23 protein-coding genes are annotated in these 26,791 nt (G+C 75.7%); 17 read left to right on the forward strand and 6 right to left on the reverse strand.

Going from position 1 to position 26,791, the window contains the following annotated elements; all coding sequences use genetic code 11:
* The first annotated feature begins 198 nt into the window (after window positions 1-198).
* Together ABTX81_RS29265 and ABTX81_RS29270 are read left to right on the forward strand one after the other, a co-directional pair.
* Complete coding sequence (locus ABTX81_RS29265) at window positions 199-1,959, forward strand: phosphatase PAP2 family protein (RefSeq protein WP_350551614.1); 1,761 nt, start codon at window positions 199-201, stop codon at window positions 1,957-1,959.
* 120 nt (window positions 1,960-2,079) lie between these two features.
* Window positions 2,080-3,009, forward strand: a complete 930-nt coding sequence (locus ABTX81_RS29270; RefSeq protein WP_350551616.1) for a LysR family transcriptional regulator — start codon at window positions 2,080-2,082, stop codon at window positions 3,007-3,009.
* 18 nt (window positions 3,010-3,027) lie between these two features.
* Here ABTX81_RS29270 and ABTX81_RS29275 read toward each other — a convergent pair whose 3' ends face one another.
* On the reverse strand, window positions 3,028-3,552 hold the full coding sequence (locus ABTX81_RS29275; protein WP_350551619.1) for a hypothetical protein: 525 nt from the start codon (window positions 3,550-3,552) through the stop codon (window positions 3,028-3,030).
* Window positions 3,553-3,742: 190 nt separating this feature from the next.
* Here ABTX81_RS29275 and ABTX81_RS29280 point away from each other — a divergent pair, with 190 nt between their 5' ends.
* From ABTX81_RS29280 to ABTX81_RS29335, 12 genes are all read left to right on the forward strand, one after another.
* Window positions 3,743-4,273 carry a helix-turn-helix domain-containing protein gene (locus ABTX81_RS29280; protein ID WP_350551622.1) on the forward strand — a complete coding sequence of 177 codons (531 nt, stop codon included), beginning with the start codon at window positions 3,743-3,745 and terminating at the stop codon, window positions 4,271-4,273.
* 1 nt (window position 4,274) lies between these two features.
* The gene (locus ABTX81_RS29285) at window positions 4,275-6,116 is read left to right on the forward strand and encodes an AfsR/SARP family transcriptional regulator (protein WP_350551625.1); all 1,842 of its coding nucleotides are present in this window, start codon (window positions 4,275-4,277) and stop codon (window positions 6,114-6,116) included.
* 120 nt (window positions 6,117-6,236) lie between these two features.
* A complete protein-coding gene (locus ABTX81_RS29290; protein ID WP_350551628.1) occupies window positions 6,237-6,365 on the forward strand; it encodes a hypothetical protein in 129 nt (42 codons plus the stop codon).
* Window positions 6,366-6,516: 151 nt separating this feature from the next.
* Entirely contained in the window at window positions 6,517-7,797 is a 1,281-nt protein-coding gene (locus ABTX81_RS29295; protein WP_350551631.1) for a glycosyltransferase, read from the forward strand.
* Window positions 7,703-8,656, forward strand: coding sequence for a DUF6895 family protein (locus ABTX81_RS29300; protein ID WP_502892887.1), 954 nt, complete (start codon window positions 7,703-7,705; stop codon window positions 8,654-8,656). Before ABTX81_RS29295 ends, ABTX81_RS29300 begins: the two co-directional genes overlap by 95 nt.
* A complete protein-coding gene (locus tag ABTX81_RS29305; protein ID WP_350551637.1) occupies window positions 8,653-9,846 on the forward strand; it encodes a radical SAM protein in 1,194 nt (397 codons plus the stop codon). Before ABTX81_RS29300 ends, ABTX81_RS29305 begins: the two co-directional genes overlap by 4 nt.
* Entirely contained in the window at window positions 9,843-10,964 is a 1,122-nt protein-coding gene (locus ABTX81_RS29310; protein WP_350551639.1) for a DUF6895 family protein, read from the forward strand. Before ABTX81_RS29305 ends, ABTX81_RS29310 begins: the two co-directional genes overlap by 4 nt.
* Window positions 10,961-12,358, forward strand: a complete 1,398-nt coding sequence (locus tag ABTX81_RS29315) for an MFS transporter (protein ID WP_350551642.1) — start codon at window positions 10,961-10,963, stop codon at window positions 12,356-12,358. Before ABTX81_RS29310 ends, ABTX81_RS29315 begins: the two co-directional genes overlap by 4 nt.
* Entirely contained in the window at window positions 12,355-15,633 is a 3,279-nt protein-coding gene (locus ABTX81_RS29320; protein ID WP_350551645.1) for an AAA family ATPase, read from the forward strand. Before ABTX81_RS29315 ends, ABTX81_RS29320 begins: the two co-directional genes overlap by 4 nt.
* Window positions 15,630-16,514: a S8 family serine peptidase gene (locus ABTX81_RS29325; protein ID WP_350551647.1), complete on the forward strand. Its 885-nt coding sequence runs from the start codon at window positions 15,630-15,632 to the stop codon at window positions 16,512-16,514. The genes ABTX81_RS29320 and ABTX81_RS29325 overlap by 4 nt, the downstream gene beginning before the upstream one ends.
* Complete coding sequence (locus tag ABTX81_RS29330; RefSeq protein ID WP_350551649.1) at window positions 16,504-17,145, forward strand: GAF domain-containing protein; 642 nt, start codon at window positions 16,504-16,506, stop codon at window positions 17,143-17,145. Before ABTX81_RS29325 ends, ABTX81_RS29330 begins: the two co-directional genes overlap by 11 nt.
* On the forward strand, window positions 17,138-18,154 hold the full coding sequence (locus ABTX81_RS29335) for an ATP-grasp domain-containing protein (protein WP_350551651.1): 1,017 nt from the start codon (window positions 17,138-17,140) through the stop codon (window positions 18,152-18,154). Before ABTX81_RS29330 ends, ABTX81_RS29335 begins: the two co-directional genes overlap by 8 nt.
* A gap of 347 nt (window positions 18,155-18,501) precedes the next feature.
* Here the strand turns inward: ABTX81_RS29335 and ABTX81_RS29340 are convergent, their stop codons facing one another.
* From ABTX81_RS29340 to ABTX81_RS29360, 5 genes are read right to left on the reverse strand one after another with little or no spacing between them, the layout of a single operon-like run.
* Window positions 18,502-19,239, reverse strand: a complete 738-nt coding sequence (locus ABTX81_RS29340; protein ID WP_350551653.1) for an ABC transporter ATP-binding protein — start codon at window positions 19,237-19,239, stop codon at window positions 18,502-18,504.
* Complete coding sequence (locus tag ABTX81_RS29345; RefSeq protein WP_350551656.1) at window positions 19,236-20,114, reverse strand: ABC transporter ATP-binding protein; 879 nt, start codon at window positions 20,112-20,114, stop codon at window positions 19,236-19,238. Before ABTX81_RS29345 ends, ABTX81_RS29340 begins: the two co-directional genes overlap by 4 nt.
* Window positions 20,114-21,457, reverse strand: coding sequence for a branched-chain amino acid ABC transporter permease (locus tag ABTX81_RS29350; RefSeq protein ID WP_350551659.1), 1,344 nt, complete (start codon window positions 21,455-21,457; stop codon window positions 20,114-20,116). The genes ABTX81_RS29345 and ABTX81_RS29350 overlap by 1 nt, the downstream gene beginning before the upstream one ends.
* The gene (locus tag ABTX81_RS29355; protein ID WP_350551662.1) at window positions 21,454-22,383 is read right to left on the reverse strand and encodes a branched-chain amino acid ABC transporter permease; all 930 of its coding nucleotides are present in this window, start codon (window positions 22,381-22,383) and stop codon (window positions 21,454-21,456) included. Before ABTX81_RS29355 ends, ABTX81_RS29350 begins: the two co-directional genes overlap by 4 nt.
* A 12-nt stretch (window positions 22,384-22,395) precedes the next feature.
* Window positions 22,396-23,550 carry a branched-chain amino acid ABC transporter substrate-binding protein gene (locus ABTX81_RS29360; protein WP_350551665.1) on the reverse strand — a complete coding sequence of 385 codons (1,155 nt, stop codon included), beginning with the start codon at window positions 23,548-23,550 and terminating at the stop codon, window positions 22,396-22,398.
* 325 nt (window positions 23,551-23,875) lie between these two features.
* On the opposite strand from ABTX81_RS29360, the gene ABTX81_RS29365 reads away from it, so the two are divergent.
* The 3 genes from ABTX81_RS29365 (at window position 23,876) to ABTX81_RS29375 (ending at window position 26,753) form a co-directional block, all read left to right on the forward strand.
* Window positions 23,876-25,084 (forward strand): MFS transporter, encoded by a 1,209-nt coding sequence (locus ABTX81_RS29365; protein WP_350551668.1) that lies wholly within the window; start codon window positions 23,876-23,878, stop codon window positions 25,082-25,084.
* A 114-nt stretch (window positions 25,085-25,198) separates the two neighbouring features.
* Window positions 25,199-25,753 carry a hypothetical protein gene (locus tag ABTX81_RS29370; protein ID WP_350551671.1) on the forward strand — a complete coding sequence of 185 codons (555 nt, stop codon included), beginning with the start codon at window positions 25,199-25,201 and terminating at the stop codon, window positions 25,751-25,753.
* Window positions 25,754-25,823: 70 nt separating this feature from the next.
* Entirely contained in the window at window positions 25,824-26,753 is a 930-nt protein-coding gene (locus ABTX81_RS29375) for a Gfo/Idh/MocA family protein (protein WP_350551673.1), read from the forward strand.
* Window positions 26,754-26,791 lie beyond the last annotated feature (38 nt).

The following is a 26,791-nucleotide window of genomic DNA, read 5'->3' on the forward strand; positions in this document are numbered from 1 at the left end:
GGGCGGTTTTCCGCCCACCCCCGGCACCCCTGTCGTGCCACCCGGGCGGTTTTCCGCCCACCCCCGGCACCCCTGTCGTGCCACCCGGGCGGTTTCTCGCCCACCCCCCCGCACTCCCGTCGTGCCACCCGGGTGGCTCTGCCCGGGGTGCGGGCGGGTGGACGGGCGCCGAGAGTCGGCGGGAAGGAGAGGAGCGGGATGGCGGGGAGCAGGCCGTGGGGTGTGGGGACGGTGGTCTGCTGGGGTGCGGCGGTGACGGCCTGTGGGGTGGTGACGTGGAGCGTCGGGCGGCGGCCCGTGCTGGTGGTGGTCGCGCTGGGCGCCGTGGTGCTGATCGGCGCGGTGCTGGCCCGGTGGCCGCCGCCCGGGGTGCCGGCGCCGGCGGTGGCCGGGCCGGTCGGTGCGGCGGCGCTGCTGATCGGCACCGAACTGCGGGGGAGCCCGGTGGACGCCGTCCTCGGGGTGGCCGTCGTCGCGCTGGTGCTGCTGGAGGTGCTGCCCCGGCGCGCGGGCGGACTGGCGCTCGGCGCGGCCGCCGCGCTGGACCCCGTCGCGCTGCTGTTCGCCCCGCTGCTGCGGGCCCGGTCCGCGCTGACCGCCGCCGCCACCGCCGTGGCCCTGTACCTCCTCGTCCGTCTCCGGTACGGGTTCACCGGCCCCGGTCCGCTCGGTCCGCTCGGCCCGCACGGACTGCTGCTCGCCCTCCGGCTCGCCGTGGCCGCCGTCGTCGCGGTGCTCGCGCTGCGCCGCGCCCGCGCCCTCGACGCCGACGGTCAGCCGCTGCTCGCGGTCGGCGTGGTCGGCTGCGCCACCGTGGCCGTCGCCCCCGTCACCGGCCCCGCCGACCTCGGCTGGCTGCTGCTCGCCGCCACCGGCCGGCTCGGCCGCCGCCCCGAGGACCGCGCCCTGTGGCCGATGTTCGCCGTCACCGCCGCCCTGCTGCCCGCCACCCTCCTCGACCCCGGCGTCGAGCCGGTCAGCAGCCGGCTGCTCCGCGAGACCCCCGTATTGCTGGCGCTCGCCGCCGCGACCGCGCTGCCGTTCCGCCGCCGCAGCGACCCGCTCTGGCGGTTGCACCGCGCCCCCGGCCCGCCCCCGCCCCGGCGCACCGGCCCGCTCCGGCACCTGGGCCCGCCGCGCTTCCCGCTGCTGCCCGCCCGGCTGCGCCCGCTCTCCCGGCCCAACCCCCTCCTGGAACTCCTGCTCATCCAGGTCGGCTACGCCGTCTACACCTCCATCCGCAACGCCGCCCCGAACCGGGTCGCCGACGCCACCGACCACGCCCGGCGCCTCTACCGGCTGGAGCGGAGCCTCCACCTGGACGTCGAACCCGCCCTCAACGGCTGGACGCTGCGAGCCGGCGACTGGGTGCGCGACCTCGCCCAGGAGTACTACCGGGTGCTGCACGTCACCGTCCCGCTGGCCGTGCTGGTCTGGCTCTACGTCCGCCACCCGGCCCGCTACCGCACCGCCCGCACCGTGCTGTTCGCCGCCACCGGCCTGGCGCTGCTCGGCTTCTGGGGCTACCCGCTCGCGCCGCCCCGGCTGGTGCCCGGGACCGGCCTGCACGAGGAGCCGGGCGGTACCCCCGGCGAGTCCCCGCTCGGCGCGCTGACGGCGCTCACCAACCAGTACGCGGCGATGCCCTCGCTGCACATCGGCTGGGCGGCCTGGTGCGCGCTGGTGGTCCTCACCACCGTCCGGTCGCCGTGGCTGCGGGTGGCGGCGGTGCTGTACCCGGTGGCCACCTTCCTGGTGGTGGTCGCCACCGCCAACCACTGGGTGCTGGACGCGGTCGGCGGTGCGGCGGTGCTGCTGGCCGGCTGCCTGGTGGCGTTCCTGCTCACCGGCCGCCTGCTCACCGACCGCGAACCGGCGCCGCCCGGACCGCCCGCCCCGGCCGCGCGGGTGGCGGGCCCCGCCGCCTCGACCCTCCGCCGGAACAGCCCACCGGAGTAGCCCTCCGCAATGCCGCGGAGCAGGAAGTCGGCCGGTCCGACTTCCTGCTCCGGCCCCCTCGCCTTCACCGGTTCGTCACCCCCGCCCCGGCAGGCCCACGGGCGCTGGCAGAATTGGCCTGTGATCGACGCGAGACGGCTGCGGACCCTGCGAGCGGTGGCGGACCACCGGACGGTGACCGCCGCGGCGGCCGCGCTCTACCTCACCCCCTCCGCCGTCTCGCAGCAGCTCGCCGCGCTGGAGCAGGAGACCGGTCACCACCTGCTGGCCCGCGAGGGCCGGGGCGTGCGGCTCACCGCCGCCGGGGAGATCCTGCTCGGCCACGCCGACGCCGTGCTCGCCCAGCTCGAACGCGCCGAGGCCGACCTCGCCGCCTACAGCGAGGGCGTCTCCGGCGAGGTCACCGTCGCCTCCTTCGCCACCGGCATCTCGCTGGTCCTCGCCCCGGCCATCGGCACCCTGGCCGCGCGCGCCCCCGGCGTCCGGCTGAAGGTGCTCGACGCCGAGGGCGACGCCAGCCTGCCGATGGTCCTCGACGGTCGCGCCGACCTCGCGGTGGCGGTCGAGTACCGGGGCGCCCCGCGCGCCGACGACGCCCGCCTCACCCGGGTCGCGCTCTACGCGGAACCGTTCGAGGCGGTACTGCCGCTCACCCACCCGCTGGCCGCCGGCGAGGGCCCGATCGCGGTGGCCGACCTGGCCGGTGAACCGTGGATCGGCCCCTACCCGGGCAACCCGTGCCACGACGTGGTGCTGCTGGCCTGCGAGCACGCCGGGTTCCAGCCGCGCCTGGTGCACTCCTCGGACGATTTCCGCGCCGTCGTCGCCCTCGCCTCCGCCGGTGCGGGCGTGGCGCTGGTGCCGCGCTCGGCGCTGCTCGGCGTCGACCTGGCCCGGGTCGCCGTCCGCCCCGTCGACAGCGCGCTCGCCACCCGCCGGGTCTTCGCCGCCGTCCGGGCCGGCGCCGACGGCCACCCGCTGATCCGCCCGGTGCTGGACGCCCTGGCCGACGCCGCCCCGGACGCCGGCCCCGAGGGCGACCGGCACTGACGGGAACGCCGCCGGCCGTCAGCCGGCGAAGAGCGGCTCGTACGGCGAGCCCTCCGGCGTGAGGATCAGCACGAACTCCTCGCCGGCGCCCGTGACGACCTCCCGCAGCCGCGCCAGGACCTCGGCCTCGGTCGGCAGTACCAGGCCGAGCGCGGCGGCCGCCCGGTCGCGCCGGAGCGGCAGGTCGGGCAGGTCCTCCCGGTAGTCGGCGCCCGCCCGCGCGCTCTCCGCCGCGGAGAACCCGGGGCAGTCCCGCCACCAGGGCGCGACCAGCAGCAGCCGCAGCAGTTCCGGCAGCCCGGTCGCGACCAGGGCCGCCTGGCCCTCGGAGTCGGCGTACAGGACCGGCCGCTCCTCGCCCCCGTCGCCGCAGAAGAAGAAGGTGCCGCCGGCCCCGTCCCCGGCGAAGCCCTCCAGTGCCGCCCCGGAGGCGAGGTGCACCTCCTCGCCGTGGTCGGCGCGGTCGAGGTCGAAGTCGCCCGGCCAGGCCAGGAAGCGGGCGGCCTCGGCGTGCTCGGTGATGGCGGCGATCAGTGCGGACATGCGGGCACGCTACCCGCCGGGACCGACAGCGCAACCGGTCCGGGGATGGCATGTTCAGGGCGTGTCCACCCTCTTGCCGGTGTCCGGTGCCGGCGTCAGCATGAGGGCACCGCAGTGAGGTGTCGCCCGAGGGGGGATTCTGTCGATGGGTGGTGGGGATCCGGTGTGTCCGGCCTGCGGTACGCCCCGCGTGCCGGGGCTGTCGCCGCGGCCGACGGCGGCCGCGCTGCCGCTGACCGGGGCGCTGACCCCGCGCGAGCGGGCCGTGCTGCACCTGCTGGGCCTCGGATACGACAACCGCTCGATAGCCTACGAACTCCATATCAGCGAACGCACCGTCAAACGGTTCGTCACCGCCATTCTGGCGAAACTGGGACTCCGGTCAAGACTGCAGGCGGGACTGCTCGCGCTGATTCTCACGGCGTCCGCCCCCGCGCCGGCGGCCGGCGGCGATTCCTGGCCCAAAGGTCTCATGGACGGGCCCCCGGGCGGCGGTGATGATGATCTGGCACCCGAGAAGGAGGGGACCATGACCTTCGACGCCCTCGCCGCCCTCCGGCAGGCGGGCAACCCGGTCGACCTGCTGACCCTGGAGCAGCGGGACGTGCTGTCCCGGCTCACCGAGGACGAGGTGGCCGTCCTCAATTCCGTGAAACAGCGGCTGGACGCCGTTTCGGACGCCGAGGTGGAAGGGCATTCCTTCGTCATCAAGTTGGCGTGAGATGGCGGTGGGATTCGGGATTCTCGGCCCGCTCCGCGTGCTGGAGAACGGCCGGGAACGCGACGCCGGATCACGGAAACAACAGATCCTCCTGGCGGCACTGCTGTCCCACGCGAATACCCGGCTGTCGGCCGACGTCCTCGTCGAGGCGCTCTGGGACGACGCGCCGCCGCGCACCGCCCGCAAGAACCTCCAGGTGTACGTCTGCGGCCTGCGCCGGCTGGTGGGGGCCGAGCCGGCGGGCACCGCGGAGCCCGCCGCGCCGGCCGTGCGGATCAGCCACCAGGCCGGCGGCTACGTCCTGCACACCGCCGAGGACGGCCTCGACGCGCTCCGCTTCGAGCGGCGGGCCCGCGCCGGGGAGCTCGCCGGGGCGCTGGGGCTGTGGCGCGGCCCGGCGCTGGACGGCTTCCGGGACGTCCCGCTGATCGACGCGGCCGCGCAGCGCCTGGACCGCCGCTTCCTCGGCGTGTTCGAGGACTGGCTGGACGCCGAACTCGCCGCCGGGCGCGGGGCGGAGGCGATCGAGCGGGCCACCGAGACCGCCCAGCGCCACCCCCTGCGCGAGCGGCTGCGGATGCTGCAGATGACCGCGCTGTGCCAGGCCGGGCGGCGCTCCGAGGCGCTCGCCGTCTACGACGAGCTGCGCCAGCTGCTCGCCCAGGAACTCGGCCTGCCGCCCAGCCCGGCGCTGGCCCGCTTCTACCGCGCGCTGCTCTGCGACGCGGGCCCCGTCCTGCCCCGGCCCGCCGCCCCGGCCGGACCCGCGGCGCCTGCCGGACCCGCCGAGGGCGGGGCGCCCCCGCACCGGCTGCCCCCCGACCCGCCCGCGTTCACCGGCCGCGCGGCCGTCGTGCGCCGCCTGGCCGACGTGCTCACCGGCGACGCCGGCCGGCTCGCCGTGCTGACCGGCCCGCTCGGCGCCGGGAAGACCGCGCTCGCCGTGCACACCGCGCACCGGCTCGGCGAGCGGTTCCCGGACGGCCGGCTGTTCGTACGGCTGCGCGGCGACGACGGCCGGCTGCGCCCGCTGGAGGACGTGCTGCGCCACCTGCTGGCCGCCGCCGGGCACGGCGGCGCACCGCCCGGCCCGGCGGGCCGCTCCGACCCGCGCTGGGCCTGGCAGCTGTGGCTGACCGGCCGCCGCGCCCTGGTGGTCGTCGACGACGCCCGCCGTGAGTCGGAGGTCCGGCCGCTGCTGCCGGAGGCCGGGGAGAGCGCCGTGGTGGTCACCGCCCGGCCCCGGCTGATCGGCCTGGAGGGCGCCCACCGGTTCTCGCTGCCGCCCTTCGCGGTGGACGAGGCGGTGGAGTTCCTCGGGCGGACGATCGGCGCGGACCGGGTCGAGGCGGACCGCGACTCCGCCGCCCGGATCGTCCGGGCCGCCGGGCTGCTGCCGCTCGGGGTGCGGCTGGTCGCCGACCGCCTGGCCTTCCTGCGGCACGTACCGCTGAGCGAGTACGGCGCGCGGCTGACCGGCGGACGCGCCCTGCTGGACGAACTGTGCGGCGGCGACCCGCTGGTGCGGGTGCGGCTGGCCGGGTCGGTGGGGGAGCTGCCGGAGGCCGGGCACCGGGCAGTGCTGCGGCTCGGGCTGCTCGCCCACCCGGTGTTCACCCCGGAGCAGGCCGCGACGGTGCTGGACTGCGACCCGGGGGCGGCGGCCCGGACCCTGGAGGACCTCCTGGAGGCCAGCCTGCTCACCGTCGCCGGCGCGGAAGGCCCCGCCGGCGCGGACGGCGCCGCCGGCACCGTGCGCTTCGCGATGCCGGCGCTGCTCTACGCGTACGCCCGGGAGCGGGCCGCCCGGGCCGCCGAGCGGGTGCCGGTACGCCACCGCTGAACGGTGGTCGACCGACCGTCATACCGAAATCGAACCGCCGGTGAAGCACCGCCATACCGGGGCTCCCTACGGTGGCCCCGGGCCGGCGTAGCGGACGCCGCACTGCAGAGGGAGGACACCATGCCCGAGTCCATCAACCCGGAGCCGACCGAGGCCGAGGACGAGGATGTCGACGTGGTCGCGCACGGCATCGAGGAGGACGGCCTCGTCGAGGACATCTGCATCATCAACAACAGCGCGGCGCTCTGACGCGGTCCGTAGGGACGTGGCGTCCTGACGCCTGAGCGGGCCACCCGGCCCCCGGCCCCACCGCCGGCGGCCGGGTGGCCCGCTCGCCTCCCGTCCGGCACCCCGACCGAGCAGCCCCGTCCGCCGGAACCCCGCCCCGCCCGGAGGCCCCGTGAACATCCTGCTCTGCCCGCTCAGCGACGGCGGCTACCTGTACCCGGCGCTCGCCGCCGGGCGCGAACTGCGGCGCCGCGGCCACCGGGTCTCGGTGCTCGGCCGCGCCGCCGCCGCACCGTTCGCGGCCGAGGCCGGCCTGCCGTTCGCGGCGGCGGAGGAGTTCGGCGGCGAGCGGGCCTTCGACGCGGCCCGCTGGGGCGTCACCGGGCTCGCGCAGTACCGGGCCACCGTGCGCGCCGCCCGGCAGGCCGGCGCCGACCTGCTGCTGACCTCGGTGCTCTGCAACGGCGCGCTGCTCGCCGCCGAGGTGCTGGACGTCCCGGTGGTGGTGCTCGGGCTCTCGATCCACCTGTGGACCTACCGCTCCGGCGGCGCCGACGAGCCGCAGTACGGGCGCACCCGGGAGAACCGGACCCGCGAGACCCTGGCGCTGTACGCCGCCACCCGCGAGCAGGCCGGCCTCGGCCGCCGCGGCGCCCACGGTGCGGCGTCCGACGACTCCGTGCTGCTCGGCGACGCGCTGCTGCTCCGAGGCACCCCCGAACTCGAGTACCCGGGAGCCGAGTTGCCGGCCCGGGTGCACCATGTCGGCCCGCTCGCCTGGGAACCCGCCGCCGACCCGGCCGAACTCGCCGCCGTGGACACCGCGTTGGCCCGCACCGGCAAGCCCGTCGTCTACGTCCACCTCGGCCGCTTCTTCGGCGGCGGAACCCCCTGGCCCCGCCTCAACGCGACCTTCACCGGCGGCCGTTACCAGGCCGTGGTGGAACAGGGCCGCACCGGGGAGGCACGGCCCGATCCGGACGCCGACATCCTGCTCGTCCGCAAGCCCTGGCTGGGACCACTGGTCGAACGCGCCGGCCTGGTCATGACCGCCGGCACCTCCGCCCCCGTCCTCGGCGCCCTTCTGCGCGGCCGCCCCCTGGGCGTCACCCCCAACGGCTCCGAGCAGCCGGTGCTCTCCGGCGCGCTGCTGCGTGCCGGGGCCGCCGTCCACCTGCCGCGCACGCCGTCACCGGACCCGGCCGCGCCGCTCGACGCGGCCTGGCGGGACGAGCGGCTGCGCGCCCGCGCCCGCCGCCTCGGCCACCGCCTCGCCGAGGCCGAGGCCGGGAGCGCCCGGCGCGCCGCCGACCTCGTCGAGCAGACCGCCCAGCAGCCCGCAACCTCAAGGGAGAACCATGGGTACGCGACCAGCCGAACCGGACCTCGCGGCCGTCACGAGCCTCTCGGCGGGAGCGCGGCGGTGGATCGGCCTGCACTGCGGCTATCTTGACGAGCCGTCAGGTCGTGCCGAACTGCCGGTGACCCCCCGGGTGAAGGCGCTGCTGCAACTCGCCCTGCTGCACCGCGCCTGGGCCGGGGCCGACCCGGCGGACCCCGACCTGGCCGGGGTCGCCGCCACCGTCGACCAGGTCTGGCGCAGCCCCGACCACCCGCGTCTGCTCACCGTCGAGCCGCGCTACGCCCGGCAGTTCCAGCTGATGCACGGCGCGCTCGCCCCCGCCGGTCTCCCCGCCGGCGGCCCGCACCGCGCGGTCCTCGCCGAGGCGGTGGCGGGCGACTTCCTGACCCCGCGCCGCAAGTCGCCCTACCTCCACCTGGAGACCCGCTACTACGCCGAACTGGCCCGCGTGCCCCACCGGTTGGCCGACTATCCGGAGCTCTACCGGATCAGCCGCCTGGCCGGCCACACCGACGGGCGGCCGATCGACGAGCTGGACGTCTGCAACGTGACCCACACCGTCTTCCACCTCGCCGACTTCGGCTTCCGTGACCCCGGCCTGGACGCCGCCGACCTCGCGCACGCCCGCGACCGGGTCTGCCGCCTCACCGAGCGGTGCGTGCGGCGCGGCGAGTGGGACCTCACCGGCAAGCTCCTGCTCGCCCAGCACTGCCTGGGACTCGACCCGCTCAGCACCCCGTCCGGCGCGGCCGGCCTGCGGCTGCTCGCCGAGGTCCAGACGCCCGAGGGCGCCGTGCCCGGCCGCTCCGCCGCCGACCGGACCGGCCCGGACGCGAGCCCCGTCGCGTTCTTCCGCGCCTCCTACCAGTCCACCCTGGTGGTGGCCCTGGCGACGGTGGTCCTGCTGCACCGCGGGGCGGCCGTCCCGGCGCCGGGCGGTGCCCGGTGAGCCCGGCGCCGACCGCCGCGGAGGGCGGCGTCCGCCTCCTCCAGGGCGAGCGCAACTGGTGGTTCCTCGGCCCCGGCGGCGGCCTCGCCCGGCTGCGCCCGGGCCAGTTGACCGCCGACGGCGCGCTGCGGCCCGGCACCGAGCGCCGGCTGCGCGAACACGGCCTGCTGACCGCCCCGGCTCCGCGCAGCTACGCGCTGACCGTCCTCACCAGCACCCACTGCAACCTCGGCTGCGGCTACTGCTTCCAGAACACCGGCCAGGACGAGGACGGCGGCAGCCGCCCGCCCCGGATCGCCCGCAAGCGCCTCACCTCGCGCACCATCACCGACATCCTCGACTTCACCCGGCGGCGGATGGCCGACGCCGGCCTGGAGCAGCTGCGCATCCTGCTGTTCGGCGGCGAGCCGCTGCTCAACCCGCGCGGCTGCCTGGAACTGCTCGAACGGGCCGCCGACCACGGCCTCGCCTCCGCCTGGATGATCTCCAACGCCACCCTGCTCACCCCCGCGCTGGCCGAACGGCTCGCCGAGCGCGGACTGCGCTCCGTCCAGGTCACCTTCGACGGCGACCGCCCCGACCACGACCGGATCCGGATCCGGCGCACCGAGGGCGGCGGGACCTTCGACGCCATCGTCGGCAACCTCGCCCGCGCCTCCGAGGCCTCCCCGCTGCGCTGGCAGCTGCGGGTCAACGTCTCCCAGGAGACCCACCTGGGCGTGGAGGCGCTGATCGACCGGCTCGCCGGCGCCCTCGACCCGGCCCGCTGCACCCTGTACTTCGCCCAGGTCGGCGATGTCGGCGTCGGCTACGGCAACGACCTGCGGCACACCCGCGAGCTGTCCGACCGGTTCACCCGCTGGCAGCGCCGGGCGCTCGACGCCGGCTTCACCGTCGCCCGCCCGCAGGCCCACCGGCCGTGCGCCACCTGCGGCCACGGCGACGGCCGCTACGGCGCGGTAGTGAGCGCCGACGGCACACTGGCCAGCTGCTGGGAGACGGCGGGCAAGCCGGACTGGGAGGTCGGCACCGTCACCGCCGGCTACCTGCCCGCCGCCCACACCCGGGACCGCTGGGTCGGCTGCGAGGACCTCTACCGGCGCGAGGACGACCGGCGCACCCTGGCCGCCTTCCACGACACGGTGGACGCCGCGCTGCTCGACTACCTGGACGAGACGGGGCGCCTGTGACCACGGCATCCGACCCGCACAGCAGCCACGGGCTGCGCCGGCTCTCCGCCGGCACCCTCGGCTGGCTCGGCCGCCGGCTCGACCGCTTCGACCCGTTCGCGGCCCCCGGCCCGGCGTCCGGGCGGCCGCCCGCCGAGCCCGGCGGCGCGCACCGCCCGGCCAAGGCCGCGCTGGAACTCGCCCTGCTCTCCCACTGCTGGACCCGTCTCGACGAGGGCGCCGACCCGCGCCGCACCGAGGCCACCGCCCGGCTCCGCGCGATCTGGCGCCACCCCGGCTTCCCGCGCCTGCTCGCGGCCGACCCGCGCGCCGCGGCCCAGTACCGGCTCGCCTGCGCCGCGCTGGCCCCCGCCGGGACGGAGGACGCGCCCTGCCGGGCCGACCTCGCCCGGCTCACCCCGGCCGACCTCTCCCCGGCCGGGCGCTCGCCCTACCAGCGCCTGGAACTGCGCTACTACGCCGACAAGGCGGGCGTGGCGCACACCGTCGAGCCCTACGCGGACCTCGCCGAGCGCAACGTCCTCGTCGAACTGCCCGCCACCGCCCTCGCCCGGGCGGCCCGCCGCGACCGCCGGGTCGGGGTCGCCGTCCGCGCCGACGAACCGCCCGTCACCGTCCCCGAGGCGTACGCGCTCACCCACTCCAGCTTCTACCTCAGCGACTTCGCCCGCACCGGCCCCGGCCTGCCCGAGGGCGCCGTGGCCGCCGCCGCCGACCTGGTCGCCCGGTTGCTGGAGCACTGCGTCCGGCACGACTGGTGGGACCTCGCCGCCGAACTGGTCATGACCCAGGTCTGCCTCGGCCTGGACGCCCTGGGCACGCCCGAGGGCGCCGCCGCCGTCGACTGCCTGGCCCGCGCCCAGCGCCCGGACGGTTCCCTGCCCGGTCGCTCCGCCGCCACCCGCGCGAGCGCCGCCGACCCGCCCGCCGCGTACTTCGCCACGGCCTACCACACCACCCTGGTGACGGCCCTGATGACACTGCTGCTGGGAGCGGCGGGCACACCCGGTCCGGCGGGCACACCCGGTCCGGCGGGCACACCCGGTCCGGCGGACACCCGCGGAACGGCGGACACCCGCGGAACGGCGGAGACCCGCGGAGCGGCGGCCGCCGGATGAGCGCCCTCGCCAGGCTCCGGCCGACCCTCATCAGCCCCACCTACACCCGGCTCTGGTTCGGCCAGGCGGTCTCCTCCGTCGGCGACGCGGTGTTCAGCACCACGCTCGTCCTGTGGGTGGCCACCGTGCTGGCCGAGGGCAAGTCCTGGGGGCCGCAGGCCGTCAGCGGCGTCGTCCTCGCGACCAGCGCCGCCGTGATGTTCGTCGGCCCGCTCGCGGGCGTCTTCGTCGACCGCTGGGACAAGCGCGCCACCATGCTCGGCACCGAGGTGCTGCGCGGCCTGCTGGTGGCGGCCCTGACCGCGGTCTCCTTCGTCCCGGCCGAGGACCTGCCGGCGGGCGTCTGGCTCGGCCTCGTCTACGCCACGGTGCTGGTGCTCAACGCGGCCAGCCAGTTCTTCACCCCCGCCCGGTTCTCGGTCATCGCGGAGCTGGTCACCGACGAGGCCGACCGCGCCCGGGCGGCCGGCCTCGCCCAGGCGACCGGGCAGACCGCCTGGATCATCGGCCCGCCGCTCGCCGCGCCGCTGCTGTTCACCGTCGGCCTGCAGTGGGCGCTGCTGTTCAACGCGCTCTCCTACCTGGTCTCCTACCTCGCCATCCGGGGCGCGGACCTGACGCCGGTCGTTCCGGCCGCCCCGAAGCCGCCCGCCAAGGCCGCCGAACGGCCCGGCCTGTTCCAGGACTTCACCGCCGGACTGCGCTTCTTCGGCCGCAACCGCTTCCTGGTCGCCCTGCTGCTGCTCACCGTGATCGGCCAGCTCGGCACCGGCGCGCTCAGCACCCTCAACGTCTTCTTCGTCACCCGGAACCTGCACGCCTCCGCCGAGGTGTACGGCTACCTGGGCATGGCGATGGGCATCGGCGGCATCGCCGGCGCGCTCGCCGCCGGCCGGGTGGTGCAGTGGATCGGCGCCCGGCGGACCACCTGGATCGGGCTGATGGCCAGCGGCGCCCTGCTGGTGCTGTACTCGCGGCAGACCGGCTTCCCGGCCGCGCTGACCCTGCTGTTCGTCTTCATCGTGCCGATCACCATGCTGAACACGGCCATGGCGCCGCTGCTGCTGGCCGCCACCCCGCAGGAGTTCCGGGGCCGGGTGGTCGCGGTGTTCTACCCGGTCACCCGGCTCGCGGCGATGCTCACGGCGGTGCTCTCCGGCTGGCTGGCGGGCAGCGGGCTGCGGGACTTCTCGGGCTCGGCGGCCGGGCTGCGGTTCGGGCCGATCGACACCATCTTCGCGGTGTCCGGCCTGCTGATCGTGCTCGCCGGCGTCTACGCCCGGATCGCGCTGCCCGCCGCCGACACCGCCCCGGCCCCGAAGACCGCCGGGCCGGCCGGGGACACCGCCGAACCCGCCGAACCCGCCGAACCGACCCTGGAGGGCCGGCCGTGAGCTGCGCCGCGTGCGGACGCCGCACCGCCGAGGCGGACCGGTTCTGCGCCAGCTGCGGCGCGCCGCTCGCGGCCGCCGCCCTGCCGCCCGAGCCCCACGAGTCGCGCCGCAAGGTGTCCATGCTCTTCCTCGACATCGTCGGCTCGACCACCCTCGCCGAACGCCTCGACCCCGAACCGCTGCGCCGCGTGATGGACCGCTACTTCGCGAGCTGCGGCGCCCGCATCGCCGAACACGGCGGCGTGGTCGAGAAGTTCATCGGGGACGCGATCCTCGCCGCGTTCGGTGCCACCGTCGCGCACGAGGACGACGCGCTGCGCGCCGTCCGCGCCGCCACCGGAGCGCTCGACGCGCTGGCCGGCCTCACCGCCGAACTCGCCGCCGCGTACCAGGTGCGGCTGGAGGCCCGGGCCGGCATCTGCACCGGCAACGTCGTGGTGATCACCCGGCCCGGGGACGACTTCCGGGTCGTCGGGGACTCCGTCAACACCGCCGCCCGGCTGCAGACGGCCGCCCGGCCGGGCGAGGTGCTGGTCTGCGCGGACACCGCCGCCATGGTGCGCGCCCACGTCGGCATCGAGTCCGTCGAACCGCTGGCGCTCAAGGGCAAGTCCCGCCCCGTGCCCGCCTGGCGGATCACCGCCCCCGGGGCGGCGGCCGACCGGCCCGCCCCGCTCACCCCGTTCATCGGCCGTGCCGAGGAGCTGGCGCAACTCGCCCACGGCTACCGGCAGGCCCGCGAACGGCGGCAGGTCCGGCTCGCCACCGTCGTCGGCGCGCCCGGCATCGGCAAGTCACGGCTGGTCCGCGAATTCCTCGCCGGGCTGCCGGACGGCGAGGCCGTCGTGCTGTCCGGCCGCTGCTCCGCGTACGGCCGGGGCATCACCTACCGACCGCTCGCCGAGATGCTCGACTCGCTGCCCGGCGGCCGGCCCGCCCTCGCCCGGCTGCTCGCGGGGGAGGGCGGCGCGGCGGAGGACGACGGCGAGCCGGCCCGCACCCGGCGCCTCGCCGCCCGCACCCTCGCCGCCGTCGCCGAGTCCGTTCCCGTCCCCACCACCGTCCCGGCCCCGGCCGGACCGGGCGGGCACGCCCCGGCGCCGGTCGGCGTCGCGGACATCGCCTGGGCCGTGCGCCACCTGCTGGCGGTGCTCGGCCGCTCCCGCCCGGTGATCCTGGTCTGGGAGGACCTGCACTGGGCCGAGTCGACGCTGCTCGACCTCGTCGAGGAGATCGCCACCTGGCTGCGCGACGTCCCCGTGCTGCTGCTCTGCGTCGCCCGCCCCGAGCTGTTCGAGACGCGCGCGGGCTGGGGCGCCGGCACGCCGGACGCCGTCACCGTCGACCTCGGGCCGATGACCGGGGAACAGACCGCCGCCCTGGTCGGCAGCCTGGCCCTGCGCGGCGACGTCCACCCGCAGGAGGACCGGGGCCACGAGGACCGGGAGCTGACCGGCCGGGTCATCACCCTGTGCGACGGCAACCCGCTCTTCGCCGAACAGCTGATGGACGTCTTCGCCGAGACCGCCCCCGGTACCCAGGTGCCGCCCACCGTGCAGGCCCTGCTCGGCGCCCGGCTCGACCGGCTCCCCGGCACCGAACGGGGCCTGCTGGAACTCGCCGCCGTCGTCGGGCGCGAGTTCACCCGCGCCCAGCTGCGGGCGATGGCCGAGGCCGACGGCACCGCCCCGCCCGCCGCCGACGAGGCGACCGCCCGGCTCGCCCGCCGCCGGGTCTTCGAACCCGGCCCGGCCGGCACCTACCGCTTCGCCCAGGCCCTGCTGCGCGACACCGCCTACGAGTTCACCCCGAAGACCCGCCGCGAACGCTGGCACGACTTCCTCGCCGAGCGGCTCTCCCACGAGCGGCCGCCGGACCCGATGGCCGTCGCCTACCACGTCGAGGCCACCACCCTGCTCCGTCGCCAACTGCGGCCCGGCGACCCGAGGTTGCCCGCCCTGGCCGGACCGGCGGCGGGCACCCTGATCGCCGAGGGGATGCGCGCGCTGGCCCGCAAGGACCTCCCCGCCGCCGTCCAACTCCTGGAACGGGGAAGGGCGTTGCTTCCGGCCGGCGACCCGGCGCACACCGCGCTCGCGCTGCACGTCTGCGACGCCGGGATCTGGCTGCAGGACGAGGCCCGCTGCCGTGCCGCGCTCGCCGCCGCCGAGGCCGCGCTGCCCGACGACCCCCGCGCCGCGGCCGTCCGCGCGATCCAGCACGGCATCGTCACCCTGCGGCTCGGCCTCGCCGCGCCCGCCGAGGTCGCCGCCGACGCGCGGCGCCTCACCGAGCGGCTGGAGAACGACCCGGGCGACGACCTCAGCTGGTGCCGGCTGCACCAGCTGCGCGCCCACCTCGAACTCGCCGCCGAGCGCACCGCCTCCGCCGAGCGCTCCTTCCGCCTCGCCCTGGCCCGTGCCCGGGCCCTGGGCGACGGCTACGAGGAGGACCGGCTGCTCTGCGCGGTCTGCGAGTTGGCCCAGTGGACGCCCACCCCGGTGGCCGCCTCACTGGAGCTGTGCGCCCTGCTCGGCCGCCGCTTCGCCGCCAACCGCTCGCTGCTGATCCCGGTGCTCGTCGCCCGCGCCCACCTGGAGGCGCTGGCGGGCGACGTGGCCGGTGCCCGGCGCACCCTCGCCGAGGCGCTCGCCTGCTCGCACGACGTGCACGCCGACCTCGCGGACGCGGTGGTGCTGGACGCCGCGGGCTTCGTCGAGTCGCTGGCCGGCGCCCACGAGACCGCCGAGGCGCGCTACCGGCAGAGCCTCGGCGTGCTGCGCGCCGCCGAGCACGCGCCGGAGACCCGGACCACCGAGGTCGCGATCGCCCGCGAGCTGTTCGCCCAGGGCCGCACCGGCGCCGCCGCCACGGCCCTGGACCTGCTGGACGCCGGCGACGACGCGGCCGGCGGTGGCAACCCGCGCGCCCGGCTGGGCGCCGCCGCCCTGCGCGGCCGGATCGCCTCCGCCCGGGGCCGCCACACCGAGGCGCTGGCCGCGGCCGAGGAGGCGCGGGCGCTGAGCGCGGGCTGCGACGACCCCTGCCTGGTCGGGGAGACGCTCCTCGACCGGGCGATCGTGCTCCGGGCGGCCGGCCGGGCCGGGCGGGCGACGGCTGAAGGGACCGAGGCGTTGCGGATGTTCGAGGCCAAGGGCGCCATCCTGCCCGCCGGACGGGTCCGCGCCTGGCTCGCCGCGGAGACGGCGGCCGCCCCGGCCGCCCCGGGTCCAGCGGGCAGGGCCGAGCCGACGGACGGGGGCGACGGCCGATGACCGACCTCCACCTCCCGCCCTGGCGCCGCCCCGCCCGCGACCACTTCCCGGGCGTGCCCGCCTGGAGCCTGCCGGTCTCGACCGTCCCGCAGGAGCCCTTCGACATCAGCCCGCTCGGCGGCCACCTCACCCAGGAGTGGGCCTGGGGCGGCTCGGACGGCTCCGGCGTACGGGTCTGCGTCCTCGACAGCGGCATCGATGCCGACCACCCGCTGGTCGGCGGCCTCGACCGGGCGATGGACGTGGTCCGCGCCGAGGACGGCACCCTCGCCGTGGTCCCCACCGAGCCCGGCGACACCGCCGGCCACGGCACCGCCTGCGCCAGCGTCATCCGCTCCATCGCCCCCGCCGCCGCGCTCACCTCGGTCCGGGTGCTGTCCGGCGGCCGGCACGGCAGCGGCGCCGCCCTGCTCGCCGGGCTCACCTGGGCGATCGAGGAGGGCTACGACGTCATCAACCTCAGCCTGTCGACCACCAAGGCCGAGTTCTGCGACGCCCTGCGCGACCTCGCCGACTCCGCCTACTTCCGGCGCTGCGTGATCGTCGCCTCCGCGCACAACATGCCGGTGCGCAGCTACCCGTGGCCGTTCGCCTCGGTCATCTCGGTGGCCAGCCACGACAGCCCCGACCCGATGACCTACTACTACAACCCGTCACCGCCGGTGGAGTTCTACGCCCGCGGTGTGCGGGTCCCGGTGGCGGGCCCCGGCGGCCGGCAGCTGCTCTCCACCGGGAACAGCTTCGCCACCCCGCACATCGCGGGCATCTGCGCGCTCATCCTCGGCAAGCACCGCTCGCTCACCCCCTTCCAGCTCAAGTCCGTCCTCTACCTGGCCGCCGAGAACGTGGCCGTACCCGATGGAGGCGCGCGTGCCGACTGACCCGTTGGAGAGTGCCGAGATCCGCCGGCGCCGACTGCTCCAGTCGATCGTGGAGGTCGCGCGCAGCGTGTTCGGCGCCGCCGCGGCCTCCGTGCTGCTGGTGGACGAGGCCGACGGCGACCTCGTGTTCGAGGCGGTCGCGGGGGAGGGCGAGCACCACCTGCTGGGCACCCGCTTCCCGGCCGGCACCGGCATCGCCGGCTGGGCGCTGATGACGGGCCAGCCGGTGGTGGTGGACGACGTGGCGCAGAGCCCGCAGTTCGCCCGCTCGGCCGCCGAGTCCACCGGCTACGTGCCGCGCGGCATCATGGCCGCGCCGCTGATCTGCGACGGCGACTGCATCGGCGTGCTGTCGGTGCTGGACCGCGACAGCCGGCCGCGCTGCGACCTCGGCGACCTGGCCTCGCTCGGGCTGCTGGCCACCGAGATGGCGACGGTGCTGGAACTCCTGCTGGTGCTCCGCTCGGTCGTGCCGGCGCCGGTCCCCGCCGAGCCGCCGGCCTTCGACCTGGCGGTGCTGCAGCGCGTCGCCGACCGGCTGCCCGCCGCCCCCGCGCAGGTGGCGGCCACCGTCGGCAAGCTGCTGGCGATGGCCGACGACCTGCTCGCCACCGTCGACACCGATGTCTGAGAGCTCGCCCTTCCTCGCCCAACTCGATGACCCGGAGCGGGTGTTCGACGCCAGGCCGGGTACGGACCCGTGCGTGCTGCTGCTCAGCCGGGCCTGTGACACCGACCTCGAACCGGTCGTGCGGCTGCTCGCCGGCGCGGGCGTCCGCACCGCCCGTCTGAACGCCGAGGAGCTCGCCGCCACCTCGCTCACCGTGACCGCCGATGGCCGCGCCGTCCGTCTGAACGGGCGTCCGCTGGCACCCACCGTGACCTGGATCCGCCACTTCGCGCCCTCCGCCGTCACCGACGGTTGCCCCGGCACCGCCCGCACCGCCTTCCTGCGCGACTCCTGGCAGGCGGCGGCCGGGCAGCTGGCGGAACTCTCCGGCACGGCGATCCGCCCCGACCGCCCCGGCGTGCTCGCCCAGCTCCGGCTCGCCCGGCGGCACGGCGTCGCCGTCCCGCGCACCGTGCTGACCACCGACCCGCACCTGGTCCGCGACGCGTTCGACGGGCCGCGGGTGGTCGTCAAGGCGGCGCACCACCACTTCGTCGAGCCGGCGCCGGGCCGGCTGTACGGGATCTTCCCCACCGTCCTGGACCGCGCCGCGCTGGCCGGAGGCCCGCGTCCCGGCCCGCCGGTGCTCGTCCAGGAGTACGTCGAGCACCGGGCCGAGCTGCGGGTCTACTTCGTCGCCGGGCGGCTGCACGCCTACGAGGTCGGCAAGGCGGACCCCGCCGTCCCCTGGACCGCCCCCGAGCGGCTCGACGTGCGCGCGCTGCCCGCGCCGCCGCCCGAGGCCGCCGCCGCGACCCGCACCCTGGCGGCGGCGCTGGACCTGCGCTACGGCGCGTTCGACTTCCTGCTCGGTGCCGGGGCCCCGGTCTTCCTGGAGGTCAACCCGGACGGCGACTGGCGCTGGGCCGAGCGCCGCACCGGCGGCACCCCGGTGACGGCCGCCGTCGCCGCGATGCTCGCCGCGCTCCACCACCAGGCCGTCCGGGAGCTCCGCGAGCACGCGCCGTAGCGTCCGCCGCCGCTGGGTGTCGGCGGTGGCAGGCGGGGTAGCCGCGTCCGCGACGGACACGCGAGAGGAGCGACCCGCCGTGGGAACACCGCCGAACGACCCCGTACCGCCCAGTCCCACCCCGGCGCCCGGGCCGGGACCGGGGCCGGGACCCGGTCCGCTGCCCGGGCCGGTGCCCGGACCGGGCGGGCCCGACCCGGTGCCGCCCGCCCCGCCGCAGCCGGAGCCCGATCCGCTGCCCCCGCCCGCTCCCCGTCCGGACCCGCGCCCGCACCCGGGACCGCTGCCCGGCCCGGGGCCGGCCCCGGAACCGGTCACCTGAGCCCGACACCCGGTGCGTGCCCCGCTCAGTCCGCCGTCTCGCCGAGGTAGGCGGCGCGCACCCGCGGATCGTCCAGCAGCTCGGCCGCCGGGGCGCTCATCACGATCGACCCGGTCTCCAGGACGTAGCCGCGGTCGGCGAGCCTGAGCGCCTGGGCGGCGTTCTGCTCGACCAGCAGCACGGTCGTCCCCTGGCCGTTGATCTCCCGGACGATGTCGAAGATCTGGGTGACGATGAGCGGCGCCAGGCCCATCGACGGCTCGTCCAGCAGCAGCAGCCCGGGCCGCCCCATCAGCGCGCGCCCGATGGCGAGCATCTGCTGCTCGCCGCCGGACAGCGTGCCGGCCTCCTGGCCGCGCCGCTCGGCCAGCACCGGGAACAGGTCGAAGACCCGGTCGAGGTCCTCTTTCGGAGTGCGGCGGAAGCGGTAGGCGCCCATGTCGAGGTTCTCCCGGACGGTCATCGCCGGGAACACCCGCCGTCCCTCGGGCGCGTGCCCGATCCCCAGGCCCACCACCTCGTGCGGCGGGACGCCGTCCACCCGCGCGCCGCGGAAGCGGATCTCGCCCTGCCGGGGCCGCAGCAGGCCCGAGACCGCCTGCAAGGTGGTGGTCTTGCCGGCCCCGTTGGCGCCCAGCAGGGTGACCACCTCGCCCTCCTCGACCACCAGGTCGATGCCCTTCAGCGCCTCGATCGCGCCGTACGCGACATGCAGGCCGCGCAGCTCCAGCACCGGGACCGGCTCCTGCTCCGCGGTGGTCACGGCTCCTCCTCCGGCCCCTCGTCCGGCCCCGGGGTGCCCAGGTACGCCTCGACGACCGCCGGGTCCCGCTGCACCTCGGCCGGCCGTCCCTCGGCGATCACCCGGCCGAAGTTGAGCACCGTCACCCGGTCCGCGACCGACATCACCAGCCGCATGTCGTGCTCGATCAGCAGCACCGTCACCCCGAGGTCGCCGTTGATCCGCCGGATCAGCTGCTCCAGCTCGCGCTTCTCGGTCGGGTTGGTGCCCGCCGCCGGCTCGTCCAGCAGGAGCAGTGCCGGCTCGGTGGCGAGCGCCCGGGCGATCTCCAGCCGCCGCTGCACGCCGTACGGGAGCGATGAGGCCGTCTCGTCGGCGACCGCGAGCAGTCCGGTGAAGTCCAGCAGGGCGCTGGTGGCGGCGTCGCTGGACCGCTCGTTGGCACGGGCGTGCGGCAGGCGCAGCATGGCGCCGACGGGCCCGGTGCGCTGCCTGGTCTCGGCGGCGACCTTGACGTTCTCGTACGCGGACAGCGCGGCGAACAGCCGGATGTTCTGGAAGGTGCGGGCGATGCCGGCCCGGTTCACCACGTGCGGCTTGCGTCCGCGCCGCCGCCGCGCGGGGCCGCCGACCAGGTGGACGGGGCGCTCGGCGGTGGGCGGGGCGAAGGCGATGGTGCCCTCCTGCGGGGTGTAGACGCCCGTCAGACAGTTGAACAGCGAGGTCTTCCCGGCGCCGTTGGGGCCGATGACGGCGAGGATCTCGCCCCGGTCCGCGGTGAGGTCGACCCGGTTGAGGCTGGTGAGGCCGCCGAACCGCAGGGTGACCCCGCGCACGGCCAGCAGCGGGCCGGCGGGCGGTTCGCCGCGGTGCGGGGCGTCCGCCGCGGTGGCCATCAGGTCCTCCCCTCGGGGCTCTCGGACATCGCGTCGGCGTCGGCGATGCCCTGGGCGGCCAGGCCGAGTTCGCGCCGGCGGCGGCGCGAGGGGATCAGGCCCTGCGACCGGAAGATCATCATCACCACCAGGATCCCGCCGATCCAGATCGGGATGTCCTCCTGGCGGACGAGCTCCTGCTCCTGGAAGACGGCGGGCAGGAAGGTCAGCAGCGCCGCGCCGACCACCACCCCGATCAGGGAGCCCATCCCGCCGAAGATCACGTAGGAGAGCACGCTGATCGACAGCACCACCGGGAAGCTGGCCGGGTTGATGTAGCCGATCCGGGAGGCGTAGAGGACGCCGGACAGGCCGGAGACCGAGGCGCCGATCGCGAAGGCCATCAGCTTGTACCGCACGGTGGGCACGCCGGTGGCGGCCGCGGCGACCTCGTCCTCGCGCACGGCGGTCCAGGCGCGCCCGACCTTGGAGTGCTCCAGACGGCTGAACAGGAACAGCACCACGGCCAGCATGCCGATGAACAGGTACCAGTACGGCAGCGAGTCCAGCCCCCACGCGTAGTGCACGCCGTCGAGGTGGATCGAGAAGTGCGGGATGCCGCCGGCGCCCTGGTTGCCGCCGGTCCAGGTGTCCTTGTTGACCAGGAACAGCTGGACGATCTCGTGGAAGCCGAGGGTGACGATGGCCAGGTAGTCGCCGCGCAGCCGCAGCGTCGGCGCCCCGAGCAGCAGCCCGGCGACCAGGCAGACGGCGACCGCGATCGGCAGGATGACGAAGGGGTTGAGGGCGAACGGCGGCTTCACCGGCAGCGCCCGGGTGAAGAAGGCGCAGGTGTAGGCGCCGATCGCGAAGAAGGCCACATAGCCCAGGTCGAGCAGGCCGGCCCAGCCGACCACGACGTTGAGGCCGACGGCGAGCAGCACGAACACCGCGACCTGGTCCACCAGGACGCGCTGGTAGAACTCGCCGGCGAACCGTGGCAGGACGATCGCCGCGACCGCCGCGGCGAGCAGGAACAGCCGCCGGTTGAGCGGCCGTTCGGCGATCCGCTGCCAGCCGGCGCGCACCCCGGCGGTCTGCCGGGCGAGGGCCGGTCCGGCGTCGCGGGCGCGCCAGACCTCCAGCACCGCCCACAGGACGCCGGCGGCGGCGAGCCACCAGAGCAGGGCGGTGGAGCCGAACGCCTCGCGCAGCACCAGCAGGTGGTCGGTGGGCGTGCCCTCGGCGGTCGAGGTGAGCACGGTCAGCAGCGCCCCGGCGGCGAGCCAGCCGGCCAGCCGGACCAGCGGCGGGGGGACCCGGCGCCGGCGCCGGACGGGGACCGGGGGCGGGCCGGCGTTCATGCCGCCCGCCCCAGGCCCCGGCCGAGGATGCCGGTCGGGCGGAACATCAGCACCAGGATCAGCACCACGAAGGCGACCACGTCGATCCACTGGCTGGACATGCAGGACTGGCTGACGCTCTCCACCACGCCGAGCAGCAGTCCGCCGATCATGGCGCCGCGGATGTTGCCGATCCCGCCGAGCACCGCGGCCGCGAACGCCTTGATGCCGGGCAGGAACCCCATCTGGTAGTGCACGTTGAGGTAGGTGCCGAAGAGGAAGCCGGCGGCGCCGCCGAGCAGCCCGCCGATCACGAAGGTCTGCGAGATGACCCGGTCGATGTTGACACCCATCAGGCTGGCGGTCTGGGCGTCCTGGGCCACGGCGCGGATGCCGGAGCCGAGCCGGGTGCGGTTCACCACCCGGTCCAGCAGCACCATCATGACGACCGCGGTGCCGATGATCACCAGCTGCTGCACCCGCACCTGGGCGCCGAACAGGGTGAACACCACCCGGTTGGCGTACAGCGCGGGGACGTCGGTGCGGTCGCGGCCGAACAGCTTCCCGGCCAGGTTGAACAGGAACAGCGAGGCGCCGATCGCGGTGATCAGGTAGACCAGCCGGGGCGCGCCGCGCCGCCGCAGCGGGCGGTATGCGACGCGCTCCAGGAGGAAGGCGACGGCGGCCCCGAACGCCGCGCCGCCGAGCAGTCCGGCCAGCGTGAACAGGACGGACTGGGCGCCGTGCGGCGTGGTTCCCGGGGTGGTGAGCGCCTGCGCGATGAACAGGCCGGCGAACCCGCCGGTCATGAACACCTCGCTGTGCGCGAAGTTGATCAGCTGCAGTACCCCGTACACCAGGGTGTAGCCGATCGCGATCAGCGCGTAGAGGGCGCCCAGGGTGACCCCGGGAACCAGGAACTGCCAGAAGTGGTCGGTGAGGCACATGGGCGGCGCGGGTCAGCCGGCGATCAGCTTGTCGACGGTGCCGAGCTCGGTGATCTGGCCGTTCTTGACCTCGTAGACGTAGATGGTCTTCTCGGTGACCTCACCGTTGGGCTGGAACCTGATCTCCTTGGTCAGGCCCTGGTGGTCCACGGTCCGCAGGCCCTCGACGACCTTCTGGCGGTTGACGTCCGAGCCGAGCGACCTCAGCACCTGGATGTAGGTGTTGGCGACGTCGAAGCCCTCCGGCGAGTAGGTGCCCGGGGGCTGGTGGGCGAGCGCGGTGTAGTCGTTGACGAACTGCTTGGCCGCCGGGTCGGCGGAGGCCGCCGCCGACAGGCACGGACAGGTCATCTGCCAGCCCTCGCTGGCGGGCCCGGCGAGCTGGATGAACTTGGGGTCGTTGGTGCCGTCGCCGGACATCGCCTTGCCGGTGAACGAGGTGTTCTGCAGCGACTTGGCGAGCGGGGCCGCGTCGGCGTAGTAGCCGGCGTAGTAGACCGCCTGCGCACCGGAGTTGGCGATCTTGGTCGCGACCGCCGAGTAGTCGTTGGTCCCGGCGGCGACACTGTCGCTGATCACCTGCGTGCCGTCGGCCGCCAGCTGGTTCTTGATGTTCCCGGCGAGGCCGACGCCGTAGTCGGACTTGTCGTCGAGCACGTAGACGGACTTCGCCATGACCACCTTGGCGAGGTAGTCGGCGGCCGCGACGCCCTGCACCGCGTCCGGCGGGACGACCCGGAAGAAGGTCTTGAAGCCGTTGGCCGGGTCGGTGAGCGTCGAGGCGGTCGCCGAGGCGCTCACCGAGGCGAGGTTCGCCTGGGTGAACAGCGGCTGGGCGGCCTTGGTGGCCCCGGAGAAGGTGGGCCCGACCACGCCGATGACGCTGCTGTCGCCGATGAGCTGCTGGGCCGCGGTCGGCCCCTTGGCGGGATCGCCCTGGTCGTCGGCTTCCTTGACCTTGAGCGTGAACGGCAGGTCGCCCTTGGCGTTGGCCTGCTGCACGGCGAGTTTGACGCCCCAGTCGATGTTGATCCCGAGCTGGGCGTTGGGGCCGGTCAGCGGGCCCTGGAACCCGATGGTGTAGGTGGGTTTGTCCGCTGCGACGGCGCTCGCGTGGGCGAGCGGTGACAGCGCCAGCACCCCGGCCAGCACCGGGGCGCCTGTCATGATGATCAGTTTTCTGCGCATGATGCACCTCTCGGGCGGCGCCTGCCCGGATCACGCTCGGTTACGCGTGCCGTATCGGCGGTCTGCCGCCACCAGGGCGAAGGGCTCACCCCGCGTGCCCGCTCGGACGCGGTGCGGAGGGACGAGCGCGTCGTGGAACCCCACTGTACGTGCCACCGCCGCCACCGGCCGCTCGGGAATCCGGGCGTACCGACCGCGTGCCCGTGCCCGGCCGTGCCGCATCCCGGCGGGCGGCCACGGCCATTCGGCGCAGCCCGCCGCCGACGACCCGCCCCCGGCCCGGCCGCGCGCCTACCGTGGGCTGATGACCGATCGTCCGACCGGGCGGCCGCCCACCGTGCCCCGCCCGGCCTACCTCGGGGCGGCCGCCGCCTTCGCCGTCTGCATGGCGGGCACCACCCTGCCCACCCCGCTGTACGGCCTCTACCAGGAGGAGATCGGCTTCTCCGAACTGATGGTCACCGTCGTCTTCGCCATCTACGCCTTCGGTGTCATCGCCGTCCTGCTGCTCGTCGGCAACGTCTCCGACACCGTCGGCCGCCGCCCCGTGCTGCTCTGCGGCCTGGCCTGCGCGGCCGGCAGCGCCGTCGCCTTCCTCGCCGAGGGCGGTCTGCCGCTGCTCTCCCTGGGCCGGCTGCTCTCCGGCTTCTCGGCCGGCCTGTTCACCGGCACCGCCACCGCCTATGTGCTGGAACTCGCCCCGCCCGGCGGCCGGGCCCGGGCCGCGTTCGCCGCGACCGCCGCCAACATGGGCGGCCTGGGCTGCGGTCCGCTGCTGTCGGGAGTGCTCGCCGAGTACGCGCCGCACCCGCTCGTCCTGCCGTTCGTCGTGCACCTGGTGCTGCTCGCCGGCTCGTTCGCCGTCCTGTGGCTGCTGCCGGAGACCGTCGAGGGCGCGCTTCCGCTGCGCACCGCCCGGCCCCGGCGGCCGACCCTGCCGCCGCAGGTGCGCGGCGTCTTCGTGCCGGCGGGCCTCGCCGCCTTCGCCGGCTTCTCGCTGCTGGGCGTCTTCACCTCGGTCAGTCCCGCCTTCCTGACGGAGGACCTGGGCGTGCACAACCGCGCGGTCATCGGGCTGATCGTCTTCCTGGCCTTCTTCGGCTCCACCCTCGGCCAGCTCCTGGTGCCCCGGCTGGGCACCGCCCGGGCCATCCCGCTGGGCTGTCTGGTGCTCATCGCCGGTCTCGCCCTGCTGGCCTCCTCGCTCGCCTGGACCGTCCTCGCGCCACTGGTCCTGGCCGCCCTGGTGGGCGGGGCCGGCCAGGGCATGGGACTGCGCGGCGCGGTCGGCGAGATCGCCGCCGTCGCCCCCTCCGAACACCGCGGCGGCGCGCTCTCCGCGCTCTTCGTCGTGGCCTACTTCGGCATCTCGATCCCGGTCATCGGCATCGGCCTGCTCGCCCAGCCGCTCGGGCTGTCGGAGGCGGGTCTGGTCTTCGCCGCCTGCATGGCCGTGCTCGCCGCCGCCTCCGGTCTCTACCTGCTGCGCCGGGCGCCGAGTGCGGCCGGCTGACGGCGTGCCCGTTTTCGGGGTGGGTCGAAGGGCTTTGTCGGGGCGCGCCGGGCGCGGCGAGACTTTCCGAGGCAACAGGCCATCCGGAGAAACGACTTGAGGAGAGTGTCCGTCATGAGGATCGCGCGTTCCCTCGTCCCGCGCGCCGGCGTCGCGCTGGGTGCCGTACTGATGGCGACCGGGCTGCTGGGCGGTCCCGCCCAGGCCGCCGACGGCGCCCCCGCCGCTGCCCCCGCCGCCGTGACTGCCGCGGCCGCCGTGTCCGACGCCAACCAGACCGTCATCCAGGCCACCGCCGGCCTGAGCCGCGGCCAGAGCTGGTCCTCGCCCGACGGCAGCACCGTCCTGTACCAGCAGTACGACGGGCACGTCGTCCTCTACAAGAACAACGTCGCGATCTGGACCGCCGTCGGCACCTACGGGGTCGGCACCTACTTCTACGTCCAGGACGACGGCAACCTCACCGCCTACGACGCCGCCTGGCGCCCCCTCTGGGAGAGCCGCACCGGCCGCCACCCCGGCGCCTACCTCGCCATCCAGAACGGCGGGAACCTGGTCGTCTACTACGGCAGCACCCCGCTGTGGTGGTCCAACTACCACCCCGGCGGCACCGGCCCGATCGACCCCGACCCCGAGTGCACCCCCACCACCCACCAGCTCTGCCCCTGACCGTCCCCGTGGGCCGGGTGCATAGGGTGGGGGGTGGTACCGCCTCACCCTATGCACCCGTGGAGACCCGATGAGCCCGACCGCTGTTCCCGACGCCCCGCTCCCGGTCGGGGTGATCGGGCTCGGTGACATCGCCCAGAAGGCCTACCTGCCGGTCCTGGCCGGCCTGCCCGGCCTGGACCTGCGGCTGATGACCCGCGACGGCGCCAAGCTGGACCGGATCGGCGAGGCGTACCGGATCGCCCCGAAGGACCGCTTCACCGACCTCGGCCGGCTGATCGACAGCGGCATCCGGGCCGCCTTCGTGCACGCCGCGACCGACCAGCACGTGCCGATCGTCGAGCAGCTGCTCACGGCCGGCGTCGACGTCTACGTGGACAAGCCCCTCGACTACACCCTCGACGGCGCCCGCCACCTGGTCGACCTCGCCGACCGCACCGGCCGCTCCCTGGCGGTCGGCTTCAACCGCCGCCACGCCCCCGGCTACGCCCAGGCCCTCGAACGCCCCCGGGACCTCATCCTCCTCCGGAAGAACCGCGAGGGCCTGCCCGAGACCGCGCGCACCCTGGTCTACGACGACTTCATCCACGTCGTCGACACCCTGCGCTTCCTGGCCCCCGGCGAGATCGACCACATCGACGTCCGCGCCCGGGTCCGCGACGGCCTGGTCGAGCACGTCGTCCTCACCCTCGCCGGCGACGCCTTCACGGCCCTCGGCATCATGAACCGCCGCTCCGGATCGACGGAGGAGGTCCTGGAGGTCTCCGGTGCCGACTCCAAGCGCGAGGTCCACAACCTCGCCGAGGTCATCGACCACCGCGGCCAGCCCACCACCCGCCGCCGCGGTGACTGGGTCCCCGTCGCCCGCCAGCGCGGCATCGAGCAGATCGTCCTCAGCTTCCTCACCGCCGCCCGCACCGCCACCCCCCTCGACGCCCACGACGCCCTGCGCACCCACGAACTGTGCGAACTCATCGTCGAACGCATCGAGTCGATCTGACGGGTCATCGCGCACCGTTGCGCTCGGGCGGGGCCGCC

It is taken from the genome of Kitasatospora sp. NPDC097605 (assembly GCF_040302725.1).
In the GTDB taxonomy this organism is placed as follows: domain Bacteria; phylum Actinomycetota; class Actinomycetes; order Streptomycetales; family Streptomycetaceae; genus Kitasatospora.